Source organism: Oceanobacillus sp. FSL K6-0118, assembly GCF_038006665.1.
Taxonomy (GTDB): Bacteria; Bacillota; Bacilli; order Bacillales; family Amphibacillaceae; genus Oceanobacillus; species Oceanobacillus caeni.
The window spans coordinates 17,513-43,170 of sequence record NZ_JBBOVR010000002.1; the positions used below are offsets into that span (position 1 = coordinate 17,513).

Annotated in this window: 20 protein-coding genes; 6 read left to right on the plus strand and 14 right to left on the minus strand. The window is 36.9% G+C overall.

Annotation, left to right across the window (positions count from 1 at the left end; all coding sequences use genetic code 11):
* Positions 1–194 precede the first annotated feature (194 nt).
* The gene (exaC, locus tag MHI02_RS16750; RefSeq protein ID WP_047186619.1) at positions 195–1,715 is read right to left on the minus strand and encodes an acetaldehyde dehydrogenase ExaC; all 1,521 of its coding nucleotides are present in this window, start codon (positions 1,713–1,715) and stop codon (positions 195–197) included.
* 261 nt (positions 1,716–1,976) lie between these two features.
* Positions 1,977–2,900 (minus strand): cysteine synthase A, encoded by a 924-nt coding sequence (cysK, locus tag MHI02_RS16755; protein ID WP_060667715.1) that lies wholly within the window; start codon positions 2,898–2,900, stop codon positions 1,977–1,979.
* A 232-nt stretch (positions 2,901–3,132) separates the two neighbouring features.
* Between cysK and MHI02_RS16760 the strand changes: the two genes are divergently transcribed.
* From MHI02_RS16760 to MHI02_RS16775, 4 genes are all read left to right on the plus strand, one after another.
* On the plus strand, positions 3,133–3,918 hold the full coding sequence (locus MHI02_RS16760; RefSeq protein WP_341166125.1) for an ABC transporter ATP-binding protein: 786 nt from the start codon (positions 3,133–3,135) through the stop codon (positions 3,916–3,918).
* Positions 3,902–4,669 carry an ABC transporter permease gene (locus MHI02_RS16765; protein WP_341166126.1) on the plus strand — a complete coding sequence of 256 codons (768 nt, stop codon included), beginning with the start codon at positions 3,902–3,904 and terminating at the stop codon, positions 4,667–4,669. Before MHI02_RS16760 ends, MHI02_RS16765 begins: the two co-directional genes overlap by 17 nt.
* Before the next feature lie 19 nt (positions 4,670–4,688).
* Positions 4,689–5,687: an ABC transporter substrate-binding protein gene (locus MHI02_RS16770; RefSeq protein WP_341166127.1), complete on the plus strand. Its 999-nt coding sequence runs from the start codon at positions 4,689–4,691 to the stop codon at positions 5,685–5,687.
* 233 nt (positions 5,688–5,920) lie between these two features.
* Positions 5,921–6,244: a YolD-like family protein gene (locus MHI02_RS16775; protein WP_047186614.1), complete on the plus strand. Its 324-nt coding sequence runs from the start codon at positions 5,921–5,923 to the stop codon at positions 6,242–6,244.
* 349 nt (positions 6,245–6,593) lie between these two features.
* Here MHI02_RS16775 and MHI02_RS16780 read toward each other — a convergent pair whose 3' ends face one another.
* From MHI02_RS16780 to tatA, 5 genes are all read right to left on the minus strand, one after another.
* Entirely contained in the window at positions 6,594–7,706 is a 1,113-nt protein-coding gene (locus MHI02_RS16780; protein WP_341166128.1) for a transposase, read from the minus strand.
* 11 nt (positions 7,707–7,717) lie between these two features.
* Positions 7,718–8,116: an IS200/IS605 family transposase gene (tnpA, locus tag MHI02_RS16785; RefSeq protein ID WP_341166129.1), complete on the minus strand. Its 399-nt coding sequence runs from the start codon at positions 8,114–8,116 to the stop codon at positions 7,718–7,720.
* Between the two features lie 818 nt (positions 8,117–8,934).
* Positions 8,935–10,668, minus strand: coding sequence for a GMC family oxidoreductase (locus MHI02_RS16790; RefSeq protein WP_145523581.1), 1,734 nt, complete (start codon positions 10,666–10,668; stop codon positions 8,935–8,937).
* Between the two features lie 23 nt (positions 10,669–10,691).
* Positions 10,692–11,444 (minus strand): gluconate 2-dehydrogenase subunit 3 family protein, encoded by a 753-nt coding sequence (locus MHI02_RS16795; RefSeq protein WP_060669157.1) that lies wholly within the window; start codon positions 11,442–11,444, stop codon positions 10,692–10,694.
* Between the two features lie 264 nt (positions 11,445–11,708).
* Entirely contained in the window at positions 11,709–11,918 is a 210-nt protein-coding gene (gene tatA, locus MHI02_RS16800) for a twin-arginine translocase TatA/TatE family subunit (protein WP_047186611.1), read from the minus strand.
* A 1,053-nt stretch (positions 11,919–12,971) separates the two neighbouring features.
* Between tatA and MHI02_RS16805 the strand changes: the two genes are divergently transcribed.
* A complete protein-coding gene (locus tag MHI02_RS16805; protein WP_047186610.1) occupies positions 12,972–13,928 on the plus strand; it encodes an Abi family protein in 957 nt (318 codons plus the stop codon).
* Positions 13,929–14,257: 329 nt separating this feature from the next.
* Here MHI02_RS16805 and MHI02_RS16810 read toward each other — a convergent pair whose 3' ends face one another.
* The 4 genes from MHI02_RS16810 to MHI02_RS16825 all read right to left on the minus strand — a co-directional run bounded on the left by MHI02_RS16810 (position 14,258) and on the right by MHI02_RS16825 (position 19,530).
* On the minus strand, positions 14,258–15,550 hold the full coding sequence (locus MHI02_RS16810; protein ID WP_341166130.1) for a four-carbon acid sugar kinase family protein: 1,293 nt from the start codon (positions 15,548–15,550) through the stop codon (positions 14,258–14,260).
* Between the two features lie 29 nt (positions 15,551–15,579).
* Positions 15,580–16,566 carry a 2-keto-3-deoxygluconate permease gene (locus MHI02_RS16815; RefSeq protein WP_328149964.1) on the minus strand — a complete coding sequence of 329 codons (987 nt, stop codon included), beginning with the start codon at positions 16,564–16,566 and terminating at the stop codon, positions 15,580–15,582.
* A 209-nt stretch (positions 16,567–16,775) separates the two neighbouring features.
* Positions 16,776–18,506, minus strand: coding sequence for a sigma-54-dependent Fis family transcriptional regulator (locus tag MHI02_RS16820; protein WP_341166131.1), 1,731 nt, complete (start codon positions 18,504–18,506; stop codon positions 16,776–16,778).
* Positions 18,507–18,957: 451 nt separating this feature from the next.
* Positions 18,958–19,530: a helix-turn-helix domain-containing protein gene (locus MHI02_RS16825; RefSeq protein WP_216884129.1), complete on the minus strand. Its 573-nt coding sequence runs from the start codon at positions 19,528–19,530 to the stop codon at positions 18,958–18,960.
* Positions 19,531–19,792: 262 nt separating this feature from the next.
* Here MHI02_RS16825 and MHI02_RS16830 point away from each other — a divergent pair, with 262 nt between their 5' ends.
* Entirely contained in the window at positions 19,793–21,472 is a 1,680-nt protein-coding gene (locus tag MHI02_RS16830; RefSeq protein WP_341166132.1) for a DUF2207 domain-containing protein, read from the plus strand.
* Between the two features lie 247 nt (positions 21,473–21,719).
* On the opposite strand, the gene MHI02_RS16835 is transcribed toward MHI02_RS16830, so the two are convergent.
* The 3 genes from MHI02_RS16835 to MHI02_RS16845 form a co-directional block, all read right to left on the minus strand.
* Positions 21,720–21,902, minus strand: a complete 183-nt coding sequence (locus MHI02_RS16835; protein WP_341166133.1) for a hypothetical protein — start codon at positions 21,900–21,902, stop codon at positions 21,720–21,722.
* Positions 21,903–22,968: 1,066 nt separating this feature from the next.
* Complete coding sequence (locus MHI02_RS16840; RefSeq protein WP_216884139.1) at positions 22,969–24,012, minus strand: M14 family zinc carboxypeptidase; 1,044 nt, start codon at positions 24,010–24,012, stop codon at positions 22,969–22,971.
* A 209-nt stretch (positions 24,013–24,221) separates the two neighbouring features.
* A complete protein-coding gene (locus tag MHI02_RS16845) occupies positions 24,222–25,616 on the minus strand; it encodes an APC family permease (protein ID WP_341166134.1) in 1,395 nt (464 codons plus the stop codon).
* Between the last annotated feature and the right edge of the window lie 42 nt (positions 25,617–25,658).

Here is a 25,658-nt window from a genome sequence, read left to right on the forward strand (position 1 = left end):
TGGAATGAATGCTCCTTTGACAAAATCCGTTACTTACTACTGCTTAATACTGATATTTCTTTATTCATTACTGATATTCCGTTAATCTTTACTGATATCCGCTATTCTTTACTGATATTCCGGTACTGATTGCTGATATCCGTTACTCTCACTACCACCCAAGCTACAAATCTAATAAAATTTCCCGCAACCCATTAAAATAAACCAGTTGCCGTCTCACTATAATTTATCAATAAATTCTTCGTTTGTTGATAATGGCTTAGCATCATTAAATGATTTTCTCTTCCAATACCAGATTTCTTATATCCGCCAAATGCAGCATGTGCTGGGTATTGGTGATAGCAATTTGTCCAGACACGACCGGCTTCAATCTCCCTACCGAAACGATATGCCGTGTTAATATCTCGCGTCCAAACCCCCGCTCCTAATCCATATAACGTATCATTGGCGATTTCTAGTGCTTCCTCTTTATCCTTGAAGGTCGTTACAGAAAGAACCGGTCCAAAAATTTCTTCTTGGAAAATTCTCATTTTGTTATCGCCCTTAAAAATAGTTGGTTCTACATAATATCCGCCTGCCAGTTCTCCTTCTAATTTATTAACATTTCCGCCAACTAAGACTTCCGCACCTTCTTGTTTTCCAATACTTAAGTAGGAGCTTATTTTTTCCAATTGTTCATTTGATGCTTGTGCTCCCATCATCGTTTCTGTATCAAGTGGGTGACCAATTTTAATTTGGTTTACCCGTTCGATTGCTCTTTCGATAAATGCGTCATAAATAGATTCATGAACAAGCGCACGGGATGGACAAGTACAAACTTCCCCTTGGTTCAAGGCAAACATGACCATTCCTTCAATAGCTTTATCTAAGAAACCATCATCCTTATCCATCACATCTTCAAAGAAAATATTCGGCGATTTCCCACCTAATTCTAGAGTTACTGGAATAATATTTTCCGAAGCATATTGCATGATTAATCTTCCAGTAGTTGTCTCCCCTGTGAAGGCAACTTTGGAAATACCAGGATTCGTTGCAAGTGGTTTTCCGGCCTCTACCCCAAAGCCATTCACCACATTAACCACTCCCGCCGGCAATAAATCTTTCACAATGTCTAGAAGAACGTGAATCGATGCCGGAGTTTGTTCAGCTGGTTTTAAAACAACACAATTCCCAGCTGCTAATGCAGGTGCTAGTTTCCAAGTTGCCATTAGCAATGGAAAATTCCACGGAATAATCTGCCCAACTACTCCTAATGGTTCATGGAAATGATAGGCAACCGTATCATTATCCACTTGACTGATGCCACCTTCTTGCGCGCGGATAGCACCAGCAAAATAGCGGAAATGATCAACTGCAAGCGGGATATCTGCGGCAAGTGTTTCCCGAACGGCTTTTCCATTATCCCAAGTTTCAGCCACTGCTAAAACTTCCCTATTTTCTTCTATTCGATCAGCAATTTTATTTAGTATATTTGCTCTTTCTGCAACTGACGTCTTTGCCCATGCATCCTTCGCCGCGTGTGCCGCATCAACTGCTAATTGAACATCTTCTTTCGTGGAACGAGCAATTTCACAAAACACTTCACCAGTTACTGGAGTGACATTGTCAAAGTATTGCCCCTTCACGGGTGCACGGTATTCACCACCAATAAAATTATCATAACGTTTTTTAAATGAAAGGATAGAACCTTCTGTGTTTGGATTGTTGTACCTCAAGAATATTTCCCCCTTAATAATAGTAGAAATTGAGATGTTATGTATGATCCTGAAGAACCTCTCTAATAAACTTATTCTTGTTTTTCGGAAATATTCCAATGAATGATTGTTATTTCATTTAAAACGTATAGGTTAATTTCCCTTTGATTAACCAAAATGAATGTTGGATGAAAAAAAGAAATAATTACCCTACACTTTGGTCGCGGGAGGGCAATTACTTCTTTTTTCTAAAAACCAGAGGGATAGACCTGTCCTCCTGGCTCATTCTGGAAATAAATCTGATGATAAGTAACGTTCACCAGTATCTGGAGCAATGCATAAAACATTTGCAGAAGATGGGAGTGTTTTCGCTACTTGAATCGCAGAAAAGGCCGATGCTGCACTAGAAGCTCCCACAAAAATTCCTTCTTTTGCAGCAAGACTTCTAGCCATATTTTGTGCATCGTCATCATCGACATGAAGAATTTCATCATAAATTTCTTGATTTAAAATACTTGGAATAAATCCTGGCCCTGTTCCTGGAATCTTATGCGGACCCGGTTTACCGCCTGAGAGAACAGGTGATCCTTTTGGTTCCACAACGTAAATTTTCAAATGAGAAATTTGCTTTTTTAATTCTTCTCCAGTCCCTGTAACAGTTCCACCTGTACCTGCTGTTAACACGAATGCATCCAATTTCCCATCAAAGGCTTCCATAATTTCTACAGCAGTTGTTTCTCGATGTGCATCTGCATTTGCTTTGTTTTCAAACTGCATTGGAATGAAACTATTTGGTGTCTTTTTGGCTATTCTATCCGCTTCGTCAATAGCGCCTTGCATTCGCTGGCTTGATGGAGTTAAAACAACTTCCGCTCCATAAGCTTTCATAATTTTGATCCGCTCTTTCGTCGCATTGTCAGGCATCGTAACAATACAACGATAACCTTTTACGGCACTAACCATGCAAAGTCCGATTCCGGTATTACCGGATGTTGGTTCAATGATTGTGCTTTTTCCTGGAATCAACTTTCCTTCCTTTTCCGCTTCTTCAATCATATTAAATGCCGCTCGATCTTTGACACTTCCGCCGGGATTAAAAGATTCCAATTTCATAAAAACATTAGCACCGTTTGGATCAGGCAGTCTGTTTAATTGTACGATTGGTGTCTTACCGATAAGGTCGAGAATAGTTGAATATAATTTCATCCTGAGTACCACCTTTTGATTTTATTCTATCTGAAAGTACCAATTCCAACTAAAGTAGTATGTATACTAAATTTTAACGCATTTAGAGGTTATTAACAATGGAAAACCGAGATTTTTTGCCTAATTTTCTAAAAACTAATTGACTTTCCCTATTATCGTCATATAATCTAATTATAAATATTCCTATTATTATGATGTGAATTATAAGGTTATTAAAAGGTGGGAAAAACGCATGTTCCTAACGATAAAAAATGTACAGAAGCGTTTTACGAACTACGGGAAAACGGAACTAGTTTTAAAAGACATTAATTTAAACATAAAAGAAGGAGAATTCGTTTCTCTTCTAGGGCCTTCTGGATGTGGTAAATCAACACTCCTTAATATTGTTGCAGGTCTTCTGACGCCAAGCGAAGGAGAGTTACACTTGGACGATTGCTTAATTACAAAACCAGGAAAAGACAGGGGAATGGTGTTTCAGCAAGCAGCCCTTTTTCCATGGCTGTCTGTTGAAGAAAATATCATGTTCGCTTTAAAGAAAGAAATGAAAAAGAAAGAAGCAAGAGTCATTGTACAGAAATATTTACAGTTGGTGCAGTTAAGTTCCTATGCCAAACATTCCCCACATGAACTTTCAGGCGGGATGCAGCAAAGAGTTTCCATTGCTAGAGCCCTAGCCATGAATCCACGCGTTCTTCTAATGGATGAACCGTTCGGTGCATTAGATGAGCAAACAAGAAGAAGACTCCAAGATGAACTAGAAAGAATTTGGTCCGAAACGAAAAAGACAATTCTTTTTGTTACACATAGTATCCAAGAGGCTATTAAATTATCAGATCGAATTATTGTATTAGGCACAAACCCCGGTAGAGTTTTAAAAGAGATTCCCATAAATATGGAACGACCACGAGAACAACATATACAGGAAATCGCTCATTACGAGGAATTGATTTCGAAATTACTAAAGAATGAGATAGATAATGTCGTAGAAGAGGCGTTATACGATGCAGTTAGCTATTAAACGAATCCTCTTTTTTGCGGCTTTAGGCGGACTCTGGGAGTTAGCAATTAGAATCTTTCATATTCCAGCTGTCATTTTGCCATCACCGGTAGATGTGCTGTTAAGCCTTCAGGAAAGTTTAGCTGACGGTTCCTTATTAGAGGACTTAGGAGCTAGTTTTACTCGACTAATCATTGGTTTATCCATTGCTCTTATTATTGGTGTTTTATTAGGCGTATTCCTAGCCAATGTGAGAACCGCAGATGAAACGTTGGGATCACTGATACTGGCACTACAAAGTATTCCTAGTATTGTTTGGCTTCCACTAGCGATCATGTGGTTTGGGCTCAATGAAAAATCAGTCATTTTCATTATCGTACTAGGAGCCGCTATTGTTATGACAATTAATATGCGGACAGGGATTAAAAATGTTCAACCGCTTTACATTAAAGCAGCCCAAACCATGGGATCTACTGGAATTGATTTGTTCATCCGCGTTATGTTACCAGCAGCGGTTCCATATGCTGTCACAGGAACCCGTTTGGCATGGGCTTTTGCATGGCGCGCCTTAATGGCAGGAGAGTTACTAAGTACAGGGCCAGGACTCGGTTATACCTTGAAATATGCATCTGACTTTGGACGGATGGATATGGTGATTGCAATCATGTTCGTTATTGGTGTTATTGGGGTAACCGTTGATATTCTTATTTTTCAACGGATAGAAAAAAGAGTCTTGGTGAAATGGGGACTTGAACAAAAAGAAGCAGCATAATACACGAGGAGGAAGAAGGATGAAAAAATGGTTATTAATGACTATATTCGTGCTCATCATAGGAGTATTAGCAGCATGTGGTGGGGGGAATGAAACTTCCAGTGGAAAAGAAGGAAAGGAAAAAGTTGTTATTGGCTATTTCCCCAATATTGATCACGCACCAGCAATGATTGCACGTGAAAAAGGATACTATGAAGAAGCGTTGGGAGAAAATGTTGAAATTGAATATCGTACATTTCCTGATGGTGGAACCTTTATGACTGCATTAAAATCTGGTGAAATTGACGCTGGGTTAGTTGGACCAGGGCCGGTTTTAAACAACTATTCAAATGGAGCCAATGTCAAAATCATCGGTGGTGCGTCAACTGGTGGTACAGTGGTTGTTGCCAGTGAACAAAGCGGAATCGAAAACTTAGAGGACATGAAAGGAAAAACATTCATCACACCAGGAATTGGCTGTACACATGATGTTCAGTTTGAAACCTTCTTAATGGAAAAAAGCATGGATGATTTAGCATCTGCACGTATTGGTGGTTCCTTAAAACATGTTACTGGTAATCCAGCAACATATCAAGGAATGTTTGAAACAGGTCAAGTAGACTTAGCGGCGGTTCCAGAACCATGGGCAACTATTTTAATTGAAAACGGTGCGAATGTAGTTGTAAGTACAGAAGAAATTGCATATGGAGAAAACCTTCCGAACGTCGTTTTAGTGGCTTCAGGTAACCTAATAGAAGAAAATAAAGAATTGGTTCAAGGCCTAGTGAACGCACAACAAAAAGCTGTAGACTTTATTCATAACAACCGAGAGGTAACGCAAGATATTGCAATTAAAGCGATTAAGGATTTAACGAAACAGGAAATGGACAAAGAAATCGTAGCAAAAGCAATGGACCGCATGACGTATACAACTGAAATTGATGAGGAAGTGCTGAAAGAGTTTGGTCAATCCTCTTTTGATTTAGAATTCCTTAAAGAAACCCCTAATTTCGACGGCTTGGTATTAAAATCTAATTAATTCATAACATTAAACTCATCCTAAAGAGTAGGCTTTTTAAATGGCTACTCTTTGGGTATCAATTATCCAGATACCTTATTTGCAAGAGCCTATTTACATTTTTTCCACCATTCCATATGGCCCCATACACTTTTCTGCATCTTCCACCAAGTCCCTTCTAAAACATATGTTTCATATGATAATATTTTTGTGTTATAATAGGAACAAACGTTCTAAGGGTAGGTGGTTTTATTATGTCAGAAGTAAATGATCGTGGATCGATTAAATGGACAGCTATGATGCTACCAGAGCATATTCAGATGCTAAATAAGATGTGGAAAGACAAGGAAAGGAAAGCTAAGCCAATGTTAGACGAGCAAGAATTAGAAGAAATAAACATGAAACTGCAACTCGCTATTCATCATCATTTACCCGTTCAAATTAAATATTATTCCGATTATGATTACAAAGTGATTAAAGGCAAAATAAAAAAGATTGATCTCGCCGATAAATATATACAGTTAGATGATTATACGAAAATAGGATTAATGGATATTTTAGATGTTGTTACGGAATAGCCCTAGCCGATAAGGTTAGTGGCTTTTCGCCTTTCTCGGGTATTTCATAACATATCAAAATTAGACGAATCTTTTCGTTGCTGTTCTTATTCTATGTATTCATCACAAATCAAACGTTTGTCTGAATATGGATTGGTTGTTACTCAGCAAGGTTTCTAGCCATATTAAAACCCCTAATTAAGGAAATTAGAGGTAGCAACAAAATATATATCAATGTAATGTAAGTGAACTACCCCCACTTACCACTCTTACGGGTTGCTTGAAGTGGGGGCTTCTTGGGTAATCGCCACTTTTGGTAGCTGACGAATTTGACCAAGCTAACCCTCTTGTTCCAAGAGTTTATTTTTTATCAGGCACTTTCTAACAATCGAATGCCTTCTTTTTTGATATTGAGTGCTGAATTGTAATCCCTATCAAGGTTTAGTCCACATGCACATTGATAAGTGCGTTCTGATAATTTGATTTCTTTTACTGCCCCACATTTCGAGCAGGTTTTTGTAGAGGGAAACCATTTATCTATTTTGACAAGTCGTTTCCCTTGTTCTTTTAATTTGTAGTGTAAGAAAGAAGTAAACATCCCCCACCCATTATCAGCGACACTTTTACCAAACTTTAGTGCTTGTGACATCCCCTTCATGTCTAAATCTTCAATCACAACAGCATCATAGTTAGTTACTAATTCTTTCGACTTATGATGAAGAAAGTTCTTCCGTTGATTGGCGACCTTCTCCCCGATTTTAGCTACTTGAATACGTTGTTTATTCCAATTAGAAGAGCCTTTCTTTTTGCGCGAAAGTTTACGTTGTTCCATTGCTAATTTATCAAGCATTTGTCGATAAAACTTAGGATAATTGGCTTTCTCACCCTCGCTATCGACAAACAACCCATCCATCGCAAAATCTAACCCGACTACTTTTTCAATTTCTTTGCTTTCTATCTCCTTCTCGTACTCTGTAAGAATAGAAATATAGTATTTTCCTGATGAGGTCATAGATAGGGTACAAGATTTGATTTTGTATTCGGATGGTATCTTTCTATGTTGCTTGATTTTGACCATTTTTAGTTTAGGTAATTTGATATGGCTATCCAATAACTGAATATTACCGTTTACAACATTTGTTGTGTAGCTTTGCCTGTGTCGTTTACTTTTGAATTTCGGGAATTTGGCATTCCCCTTGAAGAATGCTTTATATGCCTTATCCAAGTTTAGTTGTGCGTTCGCTAATGCTAAAGAGTCTACTTCCTTTAGCCATTCATACTCCTTTTTGTACTTGGCAGGAGTAGGGTGCTTCACCTTTTTTAAGGCATCTTTATCATCTTTTAATAACTCATAAGTCTCTTTACGTTCAGCTAACATCTTGTTGTAGACAAAACGGACACATCCAAACGTTTTGCGTATGATCAAAGCCTGTTCATCTGTTGGATACAATCTAAACTTGTACGCTTTATTTTGTTTAGCCATATCAAATCACCTCACTTTATCCCTTGATTTTCAATATATTTTTTCACCACTTCAATTGGTGAACCACCAGTCGTCAACAAACAAAAACTTCTTGACCAAAACATTTCTTTCCATAATTTTTTACGAACATGAGGAAAATCCTTCTTGATAAGTCTTGAACTGGCACTTTTATAGGCATTGATGAATTTCGATAATTCACTGTTAGGTTGTGCTTTGAACAAAATATGAATATGGTCCATATCGTGGTTCCATTCAACTAATGTAATATTATACCTTTCACTCAATGTCACAAATTTATCTTTGGCATAATCTGAAATGGTATCATCTATTACTTTTCTACGATACTTCACGACTAACACAAGATGATAATACATCAAGAACATTGAATGGTTATTACTATCTAATTTCATTGTTATATCAACCCTTATTTTTTTTGAGACTGATTATACCTTAATGAACAATAAAGGCAAAAGAAAAAGCCTTGAGGCTGTCGCCCAACCGAAATTCATCTCCCCCTTACCATTGGGCTACTCCCTTCACACGCTTGAAGAGGGAGACTTCTTTCGGAAGTGCGTTAAATAGAGAAAGCATTCTTAGAGGCTCATTAACAACCTATATAAATAGAAAGTACTAAAATACTAGGAATCTGTCAAAAATATGAAATAGGAAAACAAGCGGGTATGAAAGGGTTATTTTATTGTTTTGGTGTGGCAGGAATGTAAAGTTCGAAGGGTTTAGATTGTAGATTTAGAGTTTTTGCATTAATGATAATGAAAAGGCTTCTTCGCTGTTTAGTGTTTAGTTTACTTTTTTGATATAGTGTGGATGTAAAATTTGGAGGGATTGGATTGTAGATAAAGAGTTTTTGCATCAACAAAAAAGCGCAGGATTAACAGCCTTGCACTATATTTTGGTGGTACGAGGTATCTGTCTATATGGTCTTAAATTATCATTGCACTAAAAGTTAACATCCTTGTGTAAGTGTTTTGTTCGATGATTCCCCTTTCTAAAAAATCTATAATAACCATCTATCAACTTAGCGGATAGATGGTTATTATTTTCGAGAGATAAGATTAAACACTTTATTCATAAAAAAACTACAAGAACAAGAATCAACCGGATGAACTCCAATTTATTCTTGCAGTTACACTTTAACGCTCTAAAACAGTGTCAGTCTAACACAGGTATCTTTAGGGCATGGCTAGTATTCTAACCCCATAGCCTCTCCCTATGCCCTACTACTATCCTTCGCTTTAACAAGTTGCCCATCTTTGTCCCTAAACTTTAAAATTCCCTCGGCTGCACGATATGCTAATGCTCCTACTGTGCCTGTAGGGTTATAACCTCCATTATGAGGAAAAGCAGAAGCACCGATAACGAACACATTATCCATATCCCACATTTGGAGATAATTATTAAGTGCAGATGTCTCAGGATTTTCTCCCATAATGACACCGCCAGTAATATGATCATTATGGGCGGGAACGATGTCAAAGTGTTCGGTTAACTCCCTCGTTTCCACCTTCTCCGCTCCCATTTCATGCAAGATTTCTGCGCATCTTTCCGAAATAAAGTCATGCAGTTTATGATCATGCTCGGTAAAATCATACGTTAATCGCATCAACGGGTTTCCATAGGCATCTTTATAAGTCGGGTCCAGACTCAAATAATTATTACGATGAGGCAAAGAAGTCCCCTGGGAAGTAACAGGTATCGAGCGATTAAAGTATTCGATTGATTTTTGTTTAAATTCTTTCCCCCATGTTGGCGTACCTTTTGGGGCTGCATTTTCATTAATCGGTCTTTTACCTAATTGCTTCATCGTGATGGAGCCACCATGGATAAAATCCAAATCGGAATGATCAAAATTATCATTATTAAAGTCGTCCAAGGTCGTTCCAAGCGAACCGGCTCCCATTGCCGAATTAAACTTTTCCTTAAAGAATCCAGTGACAACTGGAGTAATATGGTAGCAATAATTTTTCCCGATTACACCAGTTCCTGTTTTTGGATCATAGGGCTTTCCAATATCAGATAATAATAAAAGGCGAGCATTACTCACTGTATAGCTCGTTAACACTACGACATCCGCTGGTTGATCAAATTCTTCACCTGTTTGAACGTCAACATATCGAACACCTGTCGCCCGTTTACCATCATGATGGATTGCCACGACATTGGCATGTGTCCGTAATTCAAAGTTATTTGTTTCTAATGCTGTTGGAACGACTGTTACATTTGGTGTCGATTTTGCACCATATTCACAGCCGAATGTTTCACAAAAGCCACAATACTGACATTGGTTTAATGTTTTTCCATCGGGATTTGTATAAGATTCAGATATATTTCCAGATGGCAAACGAAAAGGATGCAACCCTAGATTTTTGGCTGCCTTCTCAAAACGATCAAGCATTGGAGTACTTTTCATCGGTGGAGTTGGATACTCCCTCTTTCTTTCAGGTCTTAAAGGATTTGGTTCCCCACTTGTTCCGGCCATCTTCTCAAACTTTTCATAATATGGCTCTAGTTCATCGTATGTGATGCCCCAATCTTGAATCAGATATTCTTTAGGGAGTTTATTCTTACCGTATTTCTTTTCCGTCATGGTTTTTATCTGAAAATCATAAGGTGAAAAAAACCACGTATCCCCGTTCCAGTGAGACCCTGCACCGCCCACCCCGGTTCCAATCAGAAATGCACCAAATTGTCGCATTGGTAATGCAACTTCATCAGGGTTATTCCGAAAAGTAATCGTTTCCTTGGATAAATCTTGCATCAGGTCATGCCGTATCGCATATCGATATTCGTCGTGTATCATTTGAAAATCTTCGGTTGTCCTATTTTCACCTCGTTCAAGACCAACAACCTTTACTCCGGCTTTCCCGAGTTCCGAAGCAATGATGCCTCCAGCCCAACCTATTCCCACCGTAACTACGTCTACTTTATCTAGTGTTTTAACCATACGAAACCTCCATATTCTAGAATTTATAAATGATCCTTCAAAGAACTTGGTTCATATTCGATAAATTCCTCTTTCTCAATCTCCTGTATATAACTCATTTGATTACCAGGGAATTCCTTCATTCTCCATCCGTCCATATTGGCGTTTCCACCATACAAAGGATCTGCGTATACACCTGAAAGCGTTGCTGTACGAAGTTGATCAAAAAAATACGCCGAGCTAACATGCTTCATCTTTACCTTCTTTTCCTCGAATTTCCGTAGAATCTCATCCTGTTGTTCCCCTTCTAGTTCTGCAAAGGAAGTGCCATAGTTTTCTTGACTTTCTCTTTCCATAGCTTGGATCCCAGCTGTAAAAATTTCATGCCGTTTTAATGGAGATTGATAACCTTGGTAATCTGTCCCTTCTGAAAAAGGCCCTAACGTATACTCTTTTTCATTATTTCCATAGCCTCCAGCTAATTGGTGATCGATAAAATAAGGTACACCCAACGCGATTGCTCCTGGGCCATTTTCATCTTCTGGAAAAATTCTTTCCGTCGCTGCGCTAAGAATTTCGAAATCTTTCCTTCTCCTAAAATACATTAGTGCGCGATTATATGAATCTGCCTCATTCGTTGTAGTTTCCGGTGCTGTTTTTTGATTCCCGCCCCAAACATTTGTACCGATTAGAGAGGTAAGGATACCACCGCCAATCGCTCCTCCAGCTACATAACCGGAATTTTTAATAAATTTACGGCGGGATAAATCCGGTGCCTTCTTTTCTTCATCCGACAACTTTATTCCTCCTCGTCTTTATGTATGATAGTTGTTATTCAGTGTATCCAATTGGTTGATTATTAAACTTGTCCATTAAAAATAGATTCACTCCTTGGTATTTTCAAAGTTTTACTGAGTAGAGTCAGCTTCACTTAAAGTAGGAAAAGCCGCACATCAAACGCTATGTGCGGCTTTACGTGAAATTTGCTATAAATAATATATGCCTTACCATGTCTTTGACGCGTCTAATGGTGCGAGCCAATGCGCATCCGCGTCTCATTCTTAATCATCTAATGCTTTGTTGTTATTCTTATCTTTTTTATCAATTTTATCGTCGTCATCGCTAATTAAATCATTTGTTGTGCTCTTAAATTCCCGTAATGTTTGTCCAGCCGCCTTCCCTATTTCCGGAAGTCTTCTAGGGCCAAAAATGATTAATGCTAAAAAGATGATGAGAATCAAACCTGGAATACCAATTTGTGCTAAACCCAATAAAACCCACTCCTATCCACTATAGTTTTTTTATAGTATTTCCATTTTTAAAGAGGTTTACACGAAGATCATCATATTAAATCCATATTATTTAAAATAGGATGCTCCGTTACCATTCACCAAGAATCCCTGGATTAAAACACACCAAAAGGAGATACTATAAAAAGCGGAATGGTAGGAGGACTTTTTATGGATAATTACATACCTGACAACACGGCTAGACGTTACACTGCATATGTCATTAGTTGAAAGTATTCTTTGGGGACATCTCGCATTAGGGGTGGCAAAAGTAAAGTAGCAAATATAAAGAAAGGGATTATAAATGGATCTTTCACACGAAAGCGGTGTATTTTCTAATGCTTTCCATTCTCCTTTCCATAGCAATATTCTGTACCATTATTTATTTTATGCCGAAACGCCTGACGTTAATGGAAATGTACACAACCTCTTGATTCACCATGACATTTGTATTAACAGTTGATATATACCTTTCCTTTAAACTTCATCTCTATGGCTATTTAACTAAAGGAGTAATAGTCTGGAGAACTTTGATTATCCATTTTGGAGTATTTCCAGCCTACAATGCTATTTCCCTGAACTTTTTCCCTAAAACAAAGCGTACTTAAGTGTTATATATTCTGGGACATTCAATCATATTAATTACTTATGAATGGATAACTACCCTTACAGGTGCCTTTTATTATAATAATTGGAATTTGGGATATTCAGCACTGCTTTATCCGTTTATTTTGTTAATTCTTTATGGGAATTTGAAAATAATAAGGGCGTTAAAGAGGAGGGAAGAATGCTAAAATAAAAGGTGACTTTAGTTAGATAAAAACACATCCCCAAAATGATAAAAAGAAGATGCACCCTTAGCCCTTTTTGCCATGTTTTCACCTCATCACTTGGACATGGTGATCTGACATCAATTTCAGGAAATATTCTAAATTCATGTTTATTGACAGCAATTATTGCATATAATATAATGATCTTAGTGATCAGGCCCATGTTCCTTCCGAGGACTGGGCTATTTTTATGAGGTGAAAAGTAATGAAGCCATTCCAAACGCATCGTCAGCAAATTTCCATCTTGCGGGCCAGAGGTTTAACCATCAACAACGGGTCCACTGCTATGCGTATATTTGAAAGAGAGAATTATTACAACGTTATTAATGGTTATAAGGATTTATTTTTAGTTAAAAATAAAAATGGACAAGTAGTATCCCCCGAAACATATATACAAAATACCACCCTTGAGGAAATATATAGTCTCTTTACATTTGATCGGGAACTAAGGAACCTATATTTGAAATACCTATTAATCTTCGAAAACAGTATGAAGTCCAAGATCTCTTACCGGTTCAGTGAAAAGTTTAAGGAACCTCATGCCTATCTCCTCTTTAAAAATTACTCAAATTCAAACCTAAATCAGGTATTAAATCTGATTGCTATCATATCAAATAAAATAAAACAAAGGTCATCAGAAAAGAATAATAATTCTATTAAGCATTATTTGACTGTACATGGCAATGTTCCTTTATGGGTATTAGTTAACGATCTGACTCTGGGGAATATCTCTAATTTTTATCAAGCTATAGATGATTCCTTAAAGGACAAAATTGCAAAGGACTTTTCCTTACAATATAAGAGAGAGTACGGTGCAACATATCAAATTCCAAAAGAATCAATCGTGGATGTTTTAAAAATCGCTAACCTGATTAGAAATTTATGTGCACATGAAGAAAGATTGTATAACTTTAAATTACACCATCAAACAAGGGCAAGACATAATTCCCAACTATTATCTATTCCTGTCAATCTTTTAGACGGTAGATTATTTACGATGTTAGCCTTATTAAAATTAGTGCTTCCTAAAAAAGAACATAAGGAACTTAAAGTCTCTTTGGAAGAGTTGTTTAATAGTTATCAAAATAAATTTTCAACTATTCCATTTGCAGATATATTAGCTATTATGGGATTTGACCTTAATTGGAGAGATTATTTATAAAAAATACTAGACACACCAAGTAACTAATAAATACATCCCCACTATCTCGTCTTTGTGCATAACTTTTAGAAATCCCAATCGTAGAACAAATAAAAAAGTACCGGGTGTGTCTATAGAATCTTTACTAACCTTATTAGCTATAGTGTAGAGTAGGATAAAAAGACAGTAGACTAGCAAAACTGGTCTACTGTTTTATAGCATTATATAAAAATATACGTTGAATTTCATAGAACTATATTTATTATGAAAAAAACTTATGTACAAAAAGATTTATATCCAGAGTGACAGTCAAATGTCCCTCTTCTTCACCTTATCCAAACAATCGATTTTCACCGAACTCCCTTTAATTCTTGCATAGCACGATAAATAGAATCTTCTTTCCCAAATGCACCAGCTTTCGTTACCGCGAAATATTCCTTTTCAGTTCCAATTAAAGATCCTAATGGAATTCCCGCTTCTATCTGTTTCACCAACTGAAAACCGATACCACCCAATTGACGAGAAATATCTTTTGCCGTATCCCCACCTGTAAGTACAAAACCAGTGAGTTGCTCCGCTTCTTCCGCTACTCTAACAGTAAGTTCTCCTAATGCGTGAGATATCTTTTCCCCAATTTGGTTACCAGTTAGCTCTAAACTGTTTCCAACCTGTTTCACTACTTGTCGAATCGTTTCATTCGAAGGCACGAAAAGAACAATATCATTTCCTTGGCGTAATCCAGTTAGACATTCTTTTATATAGTGATTCTTATGTATATCCCATTCTTCAGTAAATATTTCTACCGTATTTACCTCAACAGCCGTGATATTAGATTGCTTCGCAGCATATTTGACTTGATTTTGTGTTACTTGCGACAGGCTACCACAAACAGTCATAACTTGTTGAGATATTGAAAATTCTTGCTTCCCAACCTGTTGACCGAATCCCAGTACTTCTGGAAGCACTTCTGCTAACCCAGCAGATCCTGCCCATATCACATTTTTGGATATGGAGGCGATACGTTTTGCAGCCATTCGTAAATCATCCTGTGTTTCCGCATCGCAAACAATATACGTTACGCCACGATCTTTCCAAGACTTTAGCTTTTCTTGAAATTTGGACGAGTCTTTCTCATAGTCCGCCCTTGTTAATTGACCAATTGGCTCTTTCGTTTCATTTTCAAGTAAAACTGGAATAAAAGAAGTTGTAACAGGGTGTTTTGGATCCTTGGAAAATTCCGTATCCACTATTTTCTCCCCATTTACATAATGTATTCCATCCTTTGTTGTTCGACCAAGCGCCGGAAACGCCGGAGCAACAACAACATATTCAGGATCAAAAACTTCCCTAATTGCCTTTAACTCTAACCCTGTATGTCCTCTTAATGTAGAATCCATTTTTTTATAAATATGGTTATATCCAGCTTCTTTTAAAAACAAGGAAGCGTGTTTCGCAGCGGAAACAGCTTCTTCCTTTAATAAGGTTCGTGAATTCGTGTCAATCACAATCCCACTTGATAAATGATGATGATGAGTTGGAATTTCAAAGTAAACCGATGTATGGATTCCCTTCATCGTTAATTGAATACCACTATCGTTTGCACCTGTCAAATCATCCGCAATAATTCCTATCGTTCTATCCATGTTGTTCCATCACCCTCAGCTTTTATGAATTACTTATCGATCACATAATCGTCTGGCACTCGAACACCTTTTTTCTCCAGTCTCTTCACAAGAAATCCAAGATAAATAGGTAGTAAAATGGCCGTTGTCACTACAGATGCAGCAACTTGAACAGTTGCAAGTTCAACATTTGCAGCAAATGCAGAGCTAGCTGCAGCGATAGCAGCAGGTGTTGCTACAGCATTACCAGCTGTGGATCCTTCAGCAACTCCAGCAATCGGATTCCATTTCATAGCTTTAAATACAAAGTAACCCGCAGTACCAGTAACAAATACAGTTAATAAACCAACTATAATACCGGATAATCCACCTTCGATAATGCTCTCAAAGTTAATTCCCATTCCTAATGCAAATGCAAAAAATGGAATTAGTACAGAACTTCCTTGATTAAAGAAGTCGCGCATATCCTCGTCTAGATTACCTAAAACCATACCAATAACGATTGGTAATAATACGGAAATAAAGGAAACAATGGAGAACATACCATCAACAAATCCCATTGCGCCAAAAATAGCTAATGCAACCATCGTTAAAAACGGACCGTCATTTAATGCCAATAAAGAATACGCCGCACGGTCTGTCTTATCTCCGTACTGTCCAACTAACGCAACATATAAACCACCATTACTATTGGTCATCGCAGCAATAATGGCAATTGGTGCAAGTCCCAACCATAGTCCATCATCACCAGCAAACATAAACGCAATTAAACCAACAATTGCACCAACAACCCATTTCGTTAATAAGAGGGTTGCCCCTTTCCCAAGACTAACCCCTACGTTTTTTAGGTTAATTTGTGCACCTGTAAATAGTAAGAACAAAGCGATTAATGTACTTGCTCCATCCACAAATAACGCTTCTGTAAAGTTTCCTATCCTTAATAAATCCGGCGCAAACGTATTGATTGTTGCAGCAAGCAACAATGGAACAACCATCATACCACCTGGAATCTTTTCTAATGTAGCTTTAATTTTCATAAATATCTCCCCTTTATACGAATCGTTTAATTATGTAACGATTATTATTTTATTAAGCGTTTGCATAAGCAATTCTATACTAAAAATATATATATTGCAACACTATTTATAAAAAACGAACCTATTGAATGATCTCAATAAAGATATTTTCGTTACATTTTTAAACAAATAAAAAAGGAGAAAGTCTCCCATCTCTTCTTTTTATTGCTCTATGAATTTAATTTTCTCCATAATGTCGTTCGACTAATCCCTAGTCGTTTCGCCGCTTTGGTTTGATTATGATTCTCTTCTTCAAGCACTTTTCTAATAACCACTTTTTCTATTTCTTCTAATGTTTGGTTACTTGGTACATTTTCTTCAACAGTATCTCCTGTTTCTAAATGTGACAGAACGTCTATTACATGATTCAGTTCTATATATAAATCTGAAGTCGTCATACTTAATTCATTAATCACATTTTTCAACTGAGTAAAGTTCCCTGGCCAATCAAATTGTTTCAAATAATCCATCGCTTCTTTTTTCATACCTAATGTTTCATTTCCACTTTCTGCATGAAAATCAGATAGAAAATAGCCTATAAATGTTGCGATATCCTCTTTCCTTTCTCTTAATGGAACTAAGTACAAAGGAAGGTTAGATAGTTTTTCATATAATTCCTTAAGAAATTGTCCCTTTTGAACCTTGGAATCCAAGGAATAATTTACTAAAGAGATTACTTTTATTTTTCCTGGAATTTGATTTAAAAAATCCAATAATTTATACTGTGTTTGTTTGGAAAGTTCTTCTATGTTCTTAATAAGAAGAGTACCTTTCTGCATCTTGAACAATGTACGGTTGAGCTCTTCCCACTCCAAATCATTTAAACGGTTCCCCCACACAAAAACAATGGGATGATCCTGTCCAAATCGTTCAAAATGTATCGCCTGAGCTATCGTGCTTTTCCCTGTTCCGGCTTCCCCCACAATCATAATAGGGACATCCGTCAATGCATATTTATTTAAATTACTCCGTAAATTTTCCGCCTGACGACTGTCACCAATAATTGGTAAACGAGTAGGACAGTGATTGATTTGATAACTTTTCTTAACTAATTTAAAGGAGGAGTGTACAATAATTCCTGCCATCAATTTCTCTTTAACAGGAAAAACCTGTACCACATATCCTTTAGATTCCCCTTCTATTTCAGTCCATTCATCCTGTCCACGTTCTAAAACACGCTTCACAACTTTCCAAACATCAGGAATCAACACATTATGTTGAAGGAGTTCATTATCAAATGAACTAATTTTATCCAAAATTTCTTTCTCATTATTAACTAAAACAAACGGGAATGGCAGGGATTGTAAGATATGATGATATTCATTTACTTGTCTTGTTACACCTTTAAATAAACGGTATAACCGCCTGGCCTCATCATACGCATCCATGATAGCTTCTTTTCCAGACGTAATTAATATCCCCCGTAAACCTATTTTTTCCGCTTCCTGTATCGTAATTGTATCCCCTAGTACAACGGTAAATCCCTGGTTCTTTAACTTTTCCAATGTTGGGCTCACGTCATTGCTATTTTTCACAGTAACCACTTGGACATCGTATTCCATTATATTACACAATGTCCCAGCACCTCGGGTAATGTTTTCAAACCCTACAAGTGCCACCCCTTCATTCATTTCCCGAATAAACGTAAAAACACGAAGCAAATCATACCCACTAATATCGACATGAATAACTGGAATGGATACAATTTCCTGAATCAGCGAGGCGGTACCACCACGACTTATGATTATGTCATACTTGTCCTTTTCGGCACGTTCAGCAATATCAATCGCATCTTCTAGGTTAGCAACCTCAACATCTATATCAAAATCATTAGGAACATTGGTCTTTTTAACCGTTTCCGCTAACCCTGTATAGGGAGCAATAAAAAGTGCTTTTATCATCAGAACACACCTCGTTTGTTGCATTTTTAAACAGTGGTTTTATTATCCCATAGAACGGGAGGAGACACAAGCATAGTACGCTCCCCCCAAAAGTTAGAGTAGACATCTAACTTTTGGGTGTATTACAGATTTACTTCTGTTCCAAAGTGACATGACCAACATGACTACATGCATGCAATAAACCATCATTTTATTGATTTAAACACCATTAGTTTTTGTGATTGTTCTAACATCCATTTATTATTTTGGTGTTATAATCAATATTCTAATAAAGGGTGTGTATGATGTGAGAAGTGAATGATCACGGCACGATTAAATGGACAGCTATCGCACATTCAGGGGAATTACAGCTGCTTGTCGGTACATTTCCTAGATTTCAGCAATCAAAATATAATAGTGAAATTAAAGGTCAATTCCCTTTATACGGAATTGACCTCTTTAATCTTTCAACCTATTTTCCCAAAATCCTTTTATATCGCCGTTCAACACTAATGGCAGTCCTCCCCATTTGTTCCCCAATTTCTTTATAAGATAACCCCTTCTCACGTAACTTTATAAGTAAGGTTTCCTCTTTCGTTGTCCATTTTTGATAACGCCTTTTCTTCGTAGTACACTTATCCTTCCTTCTTTCGTTCTCTACCCATTCCGGTTCAGGGGGGATGCTGTGGGGATCAATATCGGAAAATTGAACTTTATCTTTATGTTGCTCTGCCCATTCCCAAAAATCAGACGGATCTACAAAATAGAAATATTTACGTGCTCTTGTGGCTTTTTTGAAGTATGGTAAGTTATGATTCTCCGCCCAGCCCTTGACAGTATTTCGATCTACCTTTAAAAGTGTAGCCAATTCGTGAAATGTGAGATAACCTGTCTGTGATTTTGTATTGGATAGATAAATTCTCGTCATCTTAACCCTCACAGATTCATAAGAACGATCTAGATTTTGGGCAATCGTTGTAAGTTTATATAAACCTACATTATCTTTTAAATATGTAATTTCATCCGAAGTCCAACTTCTTCTCACTCTTCTCACCAACACCTTTCTAAATAAATATTTTTTATATGAACTTTTACACCCTCCAACTGGAATTCCATGGAAAAAATTCATTCTAAAACACTATAACATAGGACAATGGGATTATGTAAGGGGATAAAATCAAAAACACAGGTATATAGACCTACAAACTTATCCGTTATTATCAAGACATGGAATCTGGCTCCGTGACTTTAATGAAACCTCTTCTTCTTTCAATCGTATGTATAGTAGGAAAACTAGGGGGAATTTTATGAAAAAAACATTTGGATTTCTTTTTATAGCCATGGCCACACTTCTTTTTCCATTACAAGTATTCGCAGTTGATTTTTCCATCAACCAATCCGAAATTCATGCCTATCTAAAAGAGAATGGTAGTGTACAAGTAAGGGAGACTCACACATATGAATTTGACGGAAAGTTTAATGGAATCATACGTAGTCTTATTCCACAGGATGGAACTTCCATCACGAATTTTGAAGCCACAGAAAATGGATCACCTTTAAAGATGGAACAAGAAGGAGAAACATATAAGATTTACCGTACCGGGAAAAATGAAATGATAACGATTGAGCTTTCCTATTTGATTGAGAATGGGATCGAAGTATATTCTGATATGGCTCAATTTTATTGGCCCTTCTTTGATACGAGTAATGAGTCAGATTACGAAAATCTAACCATCTATGTTCACCCACCTCAAGAAACCGATGATGCCATTGCCATAGGTTATGACGAAGCAGAAGGCACGGAACATATGGAGGATAATGGAACGGTAATTTTTCAAATGGGAATGGTAGATAATGGCGAAAAAGGAGATATCCATGTCGCCTATGATCAGGAATTATTTCCAACTGCCCCTGTACACAATAACGTTCCGATTCGTGAAAAACTATTATTAGAAAAACAAGCAATGATTGACAAACAAGTAGCCTTCGAAAATCGAAAAGAAGGGCTAAGTAGGATAGCTCCTTACCTATTCACGGCTTTCACACTCTATTTGTTGGTTTTATTATTCTCTGCTTGGAGGAAACGCCAACACATTGCTCTAGAAGCACAACGTAAAAATTCCTTTTATTCCTTTGTCCCTAAACAAGTAATGAGTATGCCAGCAACGGTTTACTTTTATCGAAATAATTCTATTCCATATGCAGAAATGCTAACAGTAGGGCTAATGGACCTTGTGAGAAAGGGAAATATACAAAAGAAAAAAGAGGATAATTATCATTTATTCAATCCAATGACAGACTACCATCATGAGGACCACCTTATCCACTTCTTATTTGATAAAGTGGGAAAAAACGGTGTATTTACATTCGAAAAATTGGATGAGTATGTTAATAAAGGTAAAAATCAACAAAGCCTCCAAAATCAAATACGGCATTGGCTAACGCTAGTAAAAGAAGAGATTCACTCTCACGGCTTAACTGAGAAAAAGTTAAAACTCCGTTGGTTGACAGGAATAGTTGGCTTCTTATGTATTTCAATAATGATTATCTTCATTATTCATGAATTATATATGTGGTTTTTCTTATTTGCTATATTAATGGGAGCGTTATTTATGTTTTCGATCACCTATCGCCCAATGACAGTAAAGGGATATACCATTAAAAATCAATGGAAACAGTTAAAGGAGAAATTTGAAACAACAACATCACACACTTGGGACACATGGCCAGATGATGACAAAGAGCGTGCGCTTATCTTTTGCACGGGATTAAATGATAATAAATTAATAAAAAAAAACAAATCGTTGATCTATGCGATGAATGACTCTTTGGCTAGTCCAACAAACATGTTCTTACTTTTGGCCATATCTAGTTCGGCTACCACAAGCTTTCATTCAGCAACCGAAATTTCTGCCCAATCGTCAACAGTTACACCGGGTACTGGTACAGGTGTTGGTGGAGGTGGTGGAGGTTCTGGCGCATTTTAACTTTGGACTACCGTGTTTGGTAGTCTTTTTTTATGATTGATAACTTATGATTAATGAAAAGTAGAATAATTCTACTGGTTTTCGAAATGTTATTGTTCTATTTTTACATTTTAAAATAGCGTCTTCCTAAGCTACCTCTCCCATCCTCCTTTTGTTAAAGCCATTCGATGGCAATGACTTGACTGGTGATATGGCATTTTATGCCTATGGGATCTAACACCTTTTTCTAATTTTTTTATTCGCCTATTCATAATTTCGAAAGGAGACTATTCATAGCCTTAACTAAAGGGTCATTTTCTCTTTTATAACCCTTCTTATCCATCATTTCTTGAATACGTTGCTGATTCACATATGCTTGTTTATTCGAACCTAAAATGAGTTTCTTTTTACTTGTAATAACTTTCTTTCTTGGAAAATGTAAAATAACCAAAACATCACACCTCCTTTACATTTATACTTAAATGAGTTTCCTAGCTCCACCCCCCTTTCTCTTTTCCTTAAAGTCTTTTATAATTATCGTAATAATTATTAAGGAGTGATGAAAAGTGAAACCTAAAAAATTGAACAAGAAGATCTTAAAAAGGTAAATAAAAATGATTATTATATTGTTTCAGACTCAGTTGAAGAAAAAAAGTTACTGGAAGGATTGAAAAATCATAATCCCATTCTTTCTGAAGTGGAAATAAATGAGATGTTAGGAAGATAGCTATGAATTTTCTATAGGGAAAATCAGCAATTCAATCCTTAATAGAGTTAGACAACTGGAGGAAAGCCATAGAACTTCCACCTATAGTGGCTTACCTAAAAGACTCCATTCAAACATATTTTGAGAAACAAGATTTTTCTATTTATATTCCCGTATTCCCAAATGATAAATATGATTATTTATTAAACGTTAAGAGCTATTTATATCGAAAAATGCGATTAGTACGGTGCAAAGGAACAACAATCCTCATATTAATCATTATTTCTTAAAAATTCACAAGGAAATATTTCATTTCCCGGGGAATATCGACAATCCTCTTTCATTATTCTAATTACCATCTCTGAATCAAAAGTCGGAAAATTCTTCTTGTTCCGGCTGGTGAAAGTCTAATGATACTTTTTTATAAGATACCTAGAATCATCCAAATATAGAGCCACCAACCATTACCCATCCTTTGACTCCTTTACGGAAGAATCCGAAAGATCAACAATTCAATACTTTCTACTTCTGGAGGTAGTTGTATTTCCACCTAAACACGGTACTTTCATGCCTTAAGACCCCCATTTTGATTAATCCCTATACTCATGCAGAAAAACGATTACAAGTCATTGTAATCGTTTTATAGATCCATTTTATTCATGCCCTTACATAGGAGTAACGCACTAGCAATTACCGTAACATTTAGTGAGAATTAATGCATAAAAGAACTCTTCCCACGCCATTAAAAATGCCATAATACCAGTCGCACTAAACCTCTCATGACTAGAGTCACGAGATTCTATGGACATCTTTATTCCGTATCTTTACTAGTTTGCTCTGGTAATGTATCCCAGAAAGATACGTCTTGTTCGTTCACGGATCCATTTGCAACTGCTCTTAGTGTGGAGTCAAGTGTGTTGATAGTCTGTTTAATTAGGTAACCATTACTCTTTTGACCAAGTACGGATGATTCATTAGAATGGTCAGACATACCACGCATTTCGAATAATAGAGTGGCAATATCGTATTGGACGGCAATTCCATTACGAGCAATAGTTTCAGCGCTTCCACCTTGGTATTTTCCAATATTTCCCCAACCAGTTGAATTAATTTCATTGTAGACTACAGCACCCAATTGTTTTGACTTATGCACGACCTCTGGATCGACATTAGGTGTAGTTGGATAAAGAATGGAACCAGAAACCAATTCATCCCCATTAATCACCCTGTCAGCTCCTTGATGATGCAGGTCAATCATGTAATCAATATCATATTTTTGTAAAACATTTTCATGCAAAGCTTGCGTTTCTGGTTGGATCTTATCAATATGATCACGGTTTAAATCCGTACCAGTAGCATTGTATCTGGTTAAATGACGATCGCCACTTGCAATATAATCGTCTAATGGAAAATCAACGTCCCCCATGGCACCATCTGCATTTAGCATTGGTAATACTAGGACGTTAACGTTATCCAATACACCTTTTGTTTTCCCTGTTCCAAGATGTTTTATAAATTCTAGTGCTCCTTCTGTAGTTAATTGTTCATTTCCATGTTGTTGGGTTACATATAGAATCGTTGGATTTTCGGGATTAGAAATATATTTCACAAGGTGAATATCCCGTCCTTTTACAGTTTGGCCAATGACCTCTAATTCCATCTTTTCTTGTTTTGCTTCTTGTTTCTTTAGATAATCTACCAACTCCTGATAGGTAGAAAGGATAGAGGTATTTACGGTTTCATTGCCTCCATAATTGGGACCGTTCCCAACCGCATTGACTACTGGAGAAGCGATAGATGTTCCACCAAGTACGATGGCCCCCGTAAGACTTAATGTTAATAATCTTTTGTTCATTTTATTCATGAAATCCCTCCATTTTTATTAATCTATAGTTATATTCTAGATATTTTGTTAGAACCCTCCAAATAATTCGAAAATAATAGGTATTACCTATTTACATATACCCATTGGAGTTATAGTCAATGAATTAGTAGACTATTGCGGGGTTACCAAAAAAAACAACACCAAGGAAAATACCCCCAGTGTTGTTTTAATCAGCCTAATCAAACAACTTCATTATATTCTTCTTTATCTCCTTGCTTTGAATTTTTACCAGACCCTATGAAGTATAGTGCTAGTCCGATTAGGTACCATCCTCCGACGATTAGCCATTCAATAGGCCATAACAAGGAAGAAGGCATTCCTGGCAAATATAGTGTTATAAATAGTGCACTTAAAACAATTGCTAGAATTCCAGTAGTTTTCCAGTACTTAATTTTATATGGACGTTCTAATTTTGGCTCTGTTTTTCGTAATTTCATAAAAGAAAGTGATACGATCAGGTATCCGATTACAATTCCAATTCCTCCTGCATTTACAAACCAATTCAAGGCGGAATGTCCTAATAAAGGAGCGAAAATTCCGAGCACTCCTAAGAAGATAATGCCGTGGGTTGGGGTATTATATTTGGGATGAATGTAAGCAAACCATCTAGGAATCATATCTCGTATTGCCATCGCATATAGGATACGACTTCCACCGATAATAAATGCATTCCAACTCGTAATAATACCAGCAACCCCTGCGATAACGATGATATTAGCAAATACCCGGCTATTAAATAGATTCCCCATTGCATCTGCAGTTGCTAGATTTGTAGTTGTTAGTTCTGCCGGTGATAAACCAACAGATACACCAAAGCCAATTAATACATAGAAAACAATGGATACAATAATCGATATAATTAATATTCGGCCGATGAATTTGGGTGGTGCTTTTACTTCTGATGCAATCTGTGGTATGACATCAAATCCAACGAATAGGAATGGAACCATAATAAGTACGGTCATTACACCACCTATTCCGTCCCCATGTAATGATTGGAGAATCGGGGTGTTACCGCTTCCAAATCCACCAACGACTAGTACTAAACCAATAAGTACAACCGCTGCAGTTAAAATATTTTGCATAATAGTTGCAGGTTTAACTCCAAAATAGTTAAGAGATGTAAGTATAATAGCTCCCACAGAACCAATCAATGCCCAGGTAAGATAGATATCAAATCCTCCCATGGACCATAGATACCCTAGGTGATTAACTGGAATCACGTAATCGATAACAGTTGGCAACGCTACCGCTTCAAATGTGATAACGGATACATATCCAAACAGTACACTCCATGCAGCGATATAACCTAATCGCTTATTAAAGGCACGTACAACGAATACTAAGCCACCACCTGTTTCCGGGATTGCTGCTGCAAGTTCAGCATAGGTTAGCCCGATAAAGATAACCAATAAACCACCTAAACCAAAAGCAATCGCTGTTCCCAAGAAACCAGCTTGACTAATCCAATCACCTGATAAAACCACCCATCCCCAACCAAGCATTGCCCCCATCGAGAGAAATAGGACGTCCGTCATGGACATCGACTTTATTAACTTCTTTTCTTCTTTCATCCAAACACCCCTTGTCATATTATTCGTACAATCTTTTATCAT

Bases quoted from the DNA above. Each gene is read 5' to 3' on its own strand.
- cysK (WP_060667715.1), bottom strand. From the start codon at position 2,900: ATGAAATTATATTCAACTATTCTCGACCTTATCGGTAAGACACCAATC.
- MHI02_RS16760 (WP_341166125.1), top strand. From the start codon at position 3,133: ATGTTCCTAACGATAAAAAATGTACAGAAGCGTTTTACGAACTACGGG.
- MHI02_RS16765 (WP_341166126.1), top strand. From the start codon at position 3,902: ATGCAGTTAGCTATTAAACGAATCCTCTTTTTTGCGGCTTTAGGCGGA.
- MHI02_RS16770 (WP_341166127.1), top strand. From the start codon at position 4,689: ATGAAAAAATGGTTATTAATGACTATATTCGTGCTCATCATAGGAGTA.
- MHI02_RS16775 (WP_047186614.1), top strand. From the start codon at position 5,921: ATGTCAGAAGTAAATGATCGTGGATCGATTAAATGGACAGCTATGATG.
- MHI02_RS16780 (WP_341166128.1), bottom strand. From the start codon at position 7,706: ATGGCTAAACAAAATAAAGCGTACAAGTTTAGATTGTATCCAACAGAT.
- tnpA (WP_341166129.1), bottom strand. From the start codon at position 8,116: ATGAAATTAGATAGTAATAACCATTCAATGTTCTTGATGTATTATCAT.
- MHI02_RS16790 (WP_145523581.1), bottom strand. From the start codon at position 10,668: ATGGTTAAAACACTAGATAAAGTAGACGTAGTTACGGTGGGAATAGGT.
- MHI02_RS16805 (WP_047186610.1), top strand. From the start codon at position 12,972: ATGAAGCCATTCCAAACGCATCGTCAGCAAATTTCCATCTTGCGGGCC.
- MHI02_RS16810 (WP_341166130.1), bottom strand. From the start codon at position 15,550: ATGGATAGAACGATAGGAATTATTGCGGATGATTTGACAGGTGCAAAC.
- MHI02_RS16815 (WP_328149964.1), bottom strand. From the start codon at position 16,566: ATGAAAATTAAAGCTACATTAGAAAAGATTCCAGGTGGTATGATGGTT.
- MHI02_RS16820 (WP_341166131.1), bottom strand. From the start codon at position 18,506: ATGATAAAAGCACTTTTTATTGCTCCCTATACAGGGTTAGCGGAAACG.
- MHI02_RS16830 (WP_341166132.1), top strand. From the start codon at position 19,793: ATGAAAAAAACATTTGGATTTCTTTTTATAGCCATGGCCACACTTCTT.
- MHI02_RS16840 (WP_216884139.1), bottom strand. From the start codon at position 24,012: ATGAACAAAAGATTATTAACATTAAGTCTTACGGGGGCCATCGTACTT.
- MHI02_RS16845 (WP_341166134.1), bottom strand. From the start codon at position 25,616: ATGAAAGAAGAAAAGAAGTTAATAAAGTCGATGTCCATGACGGACGTC.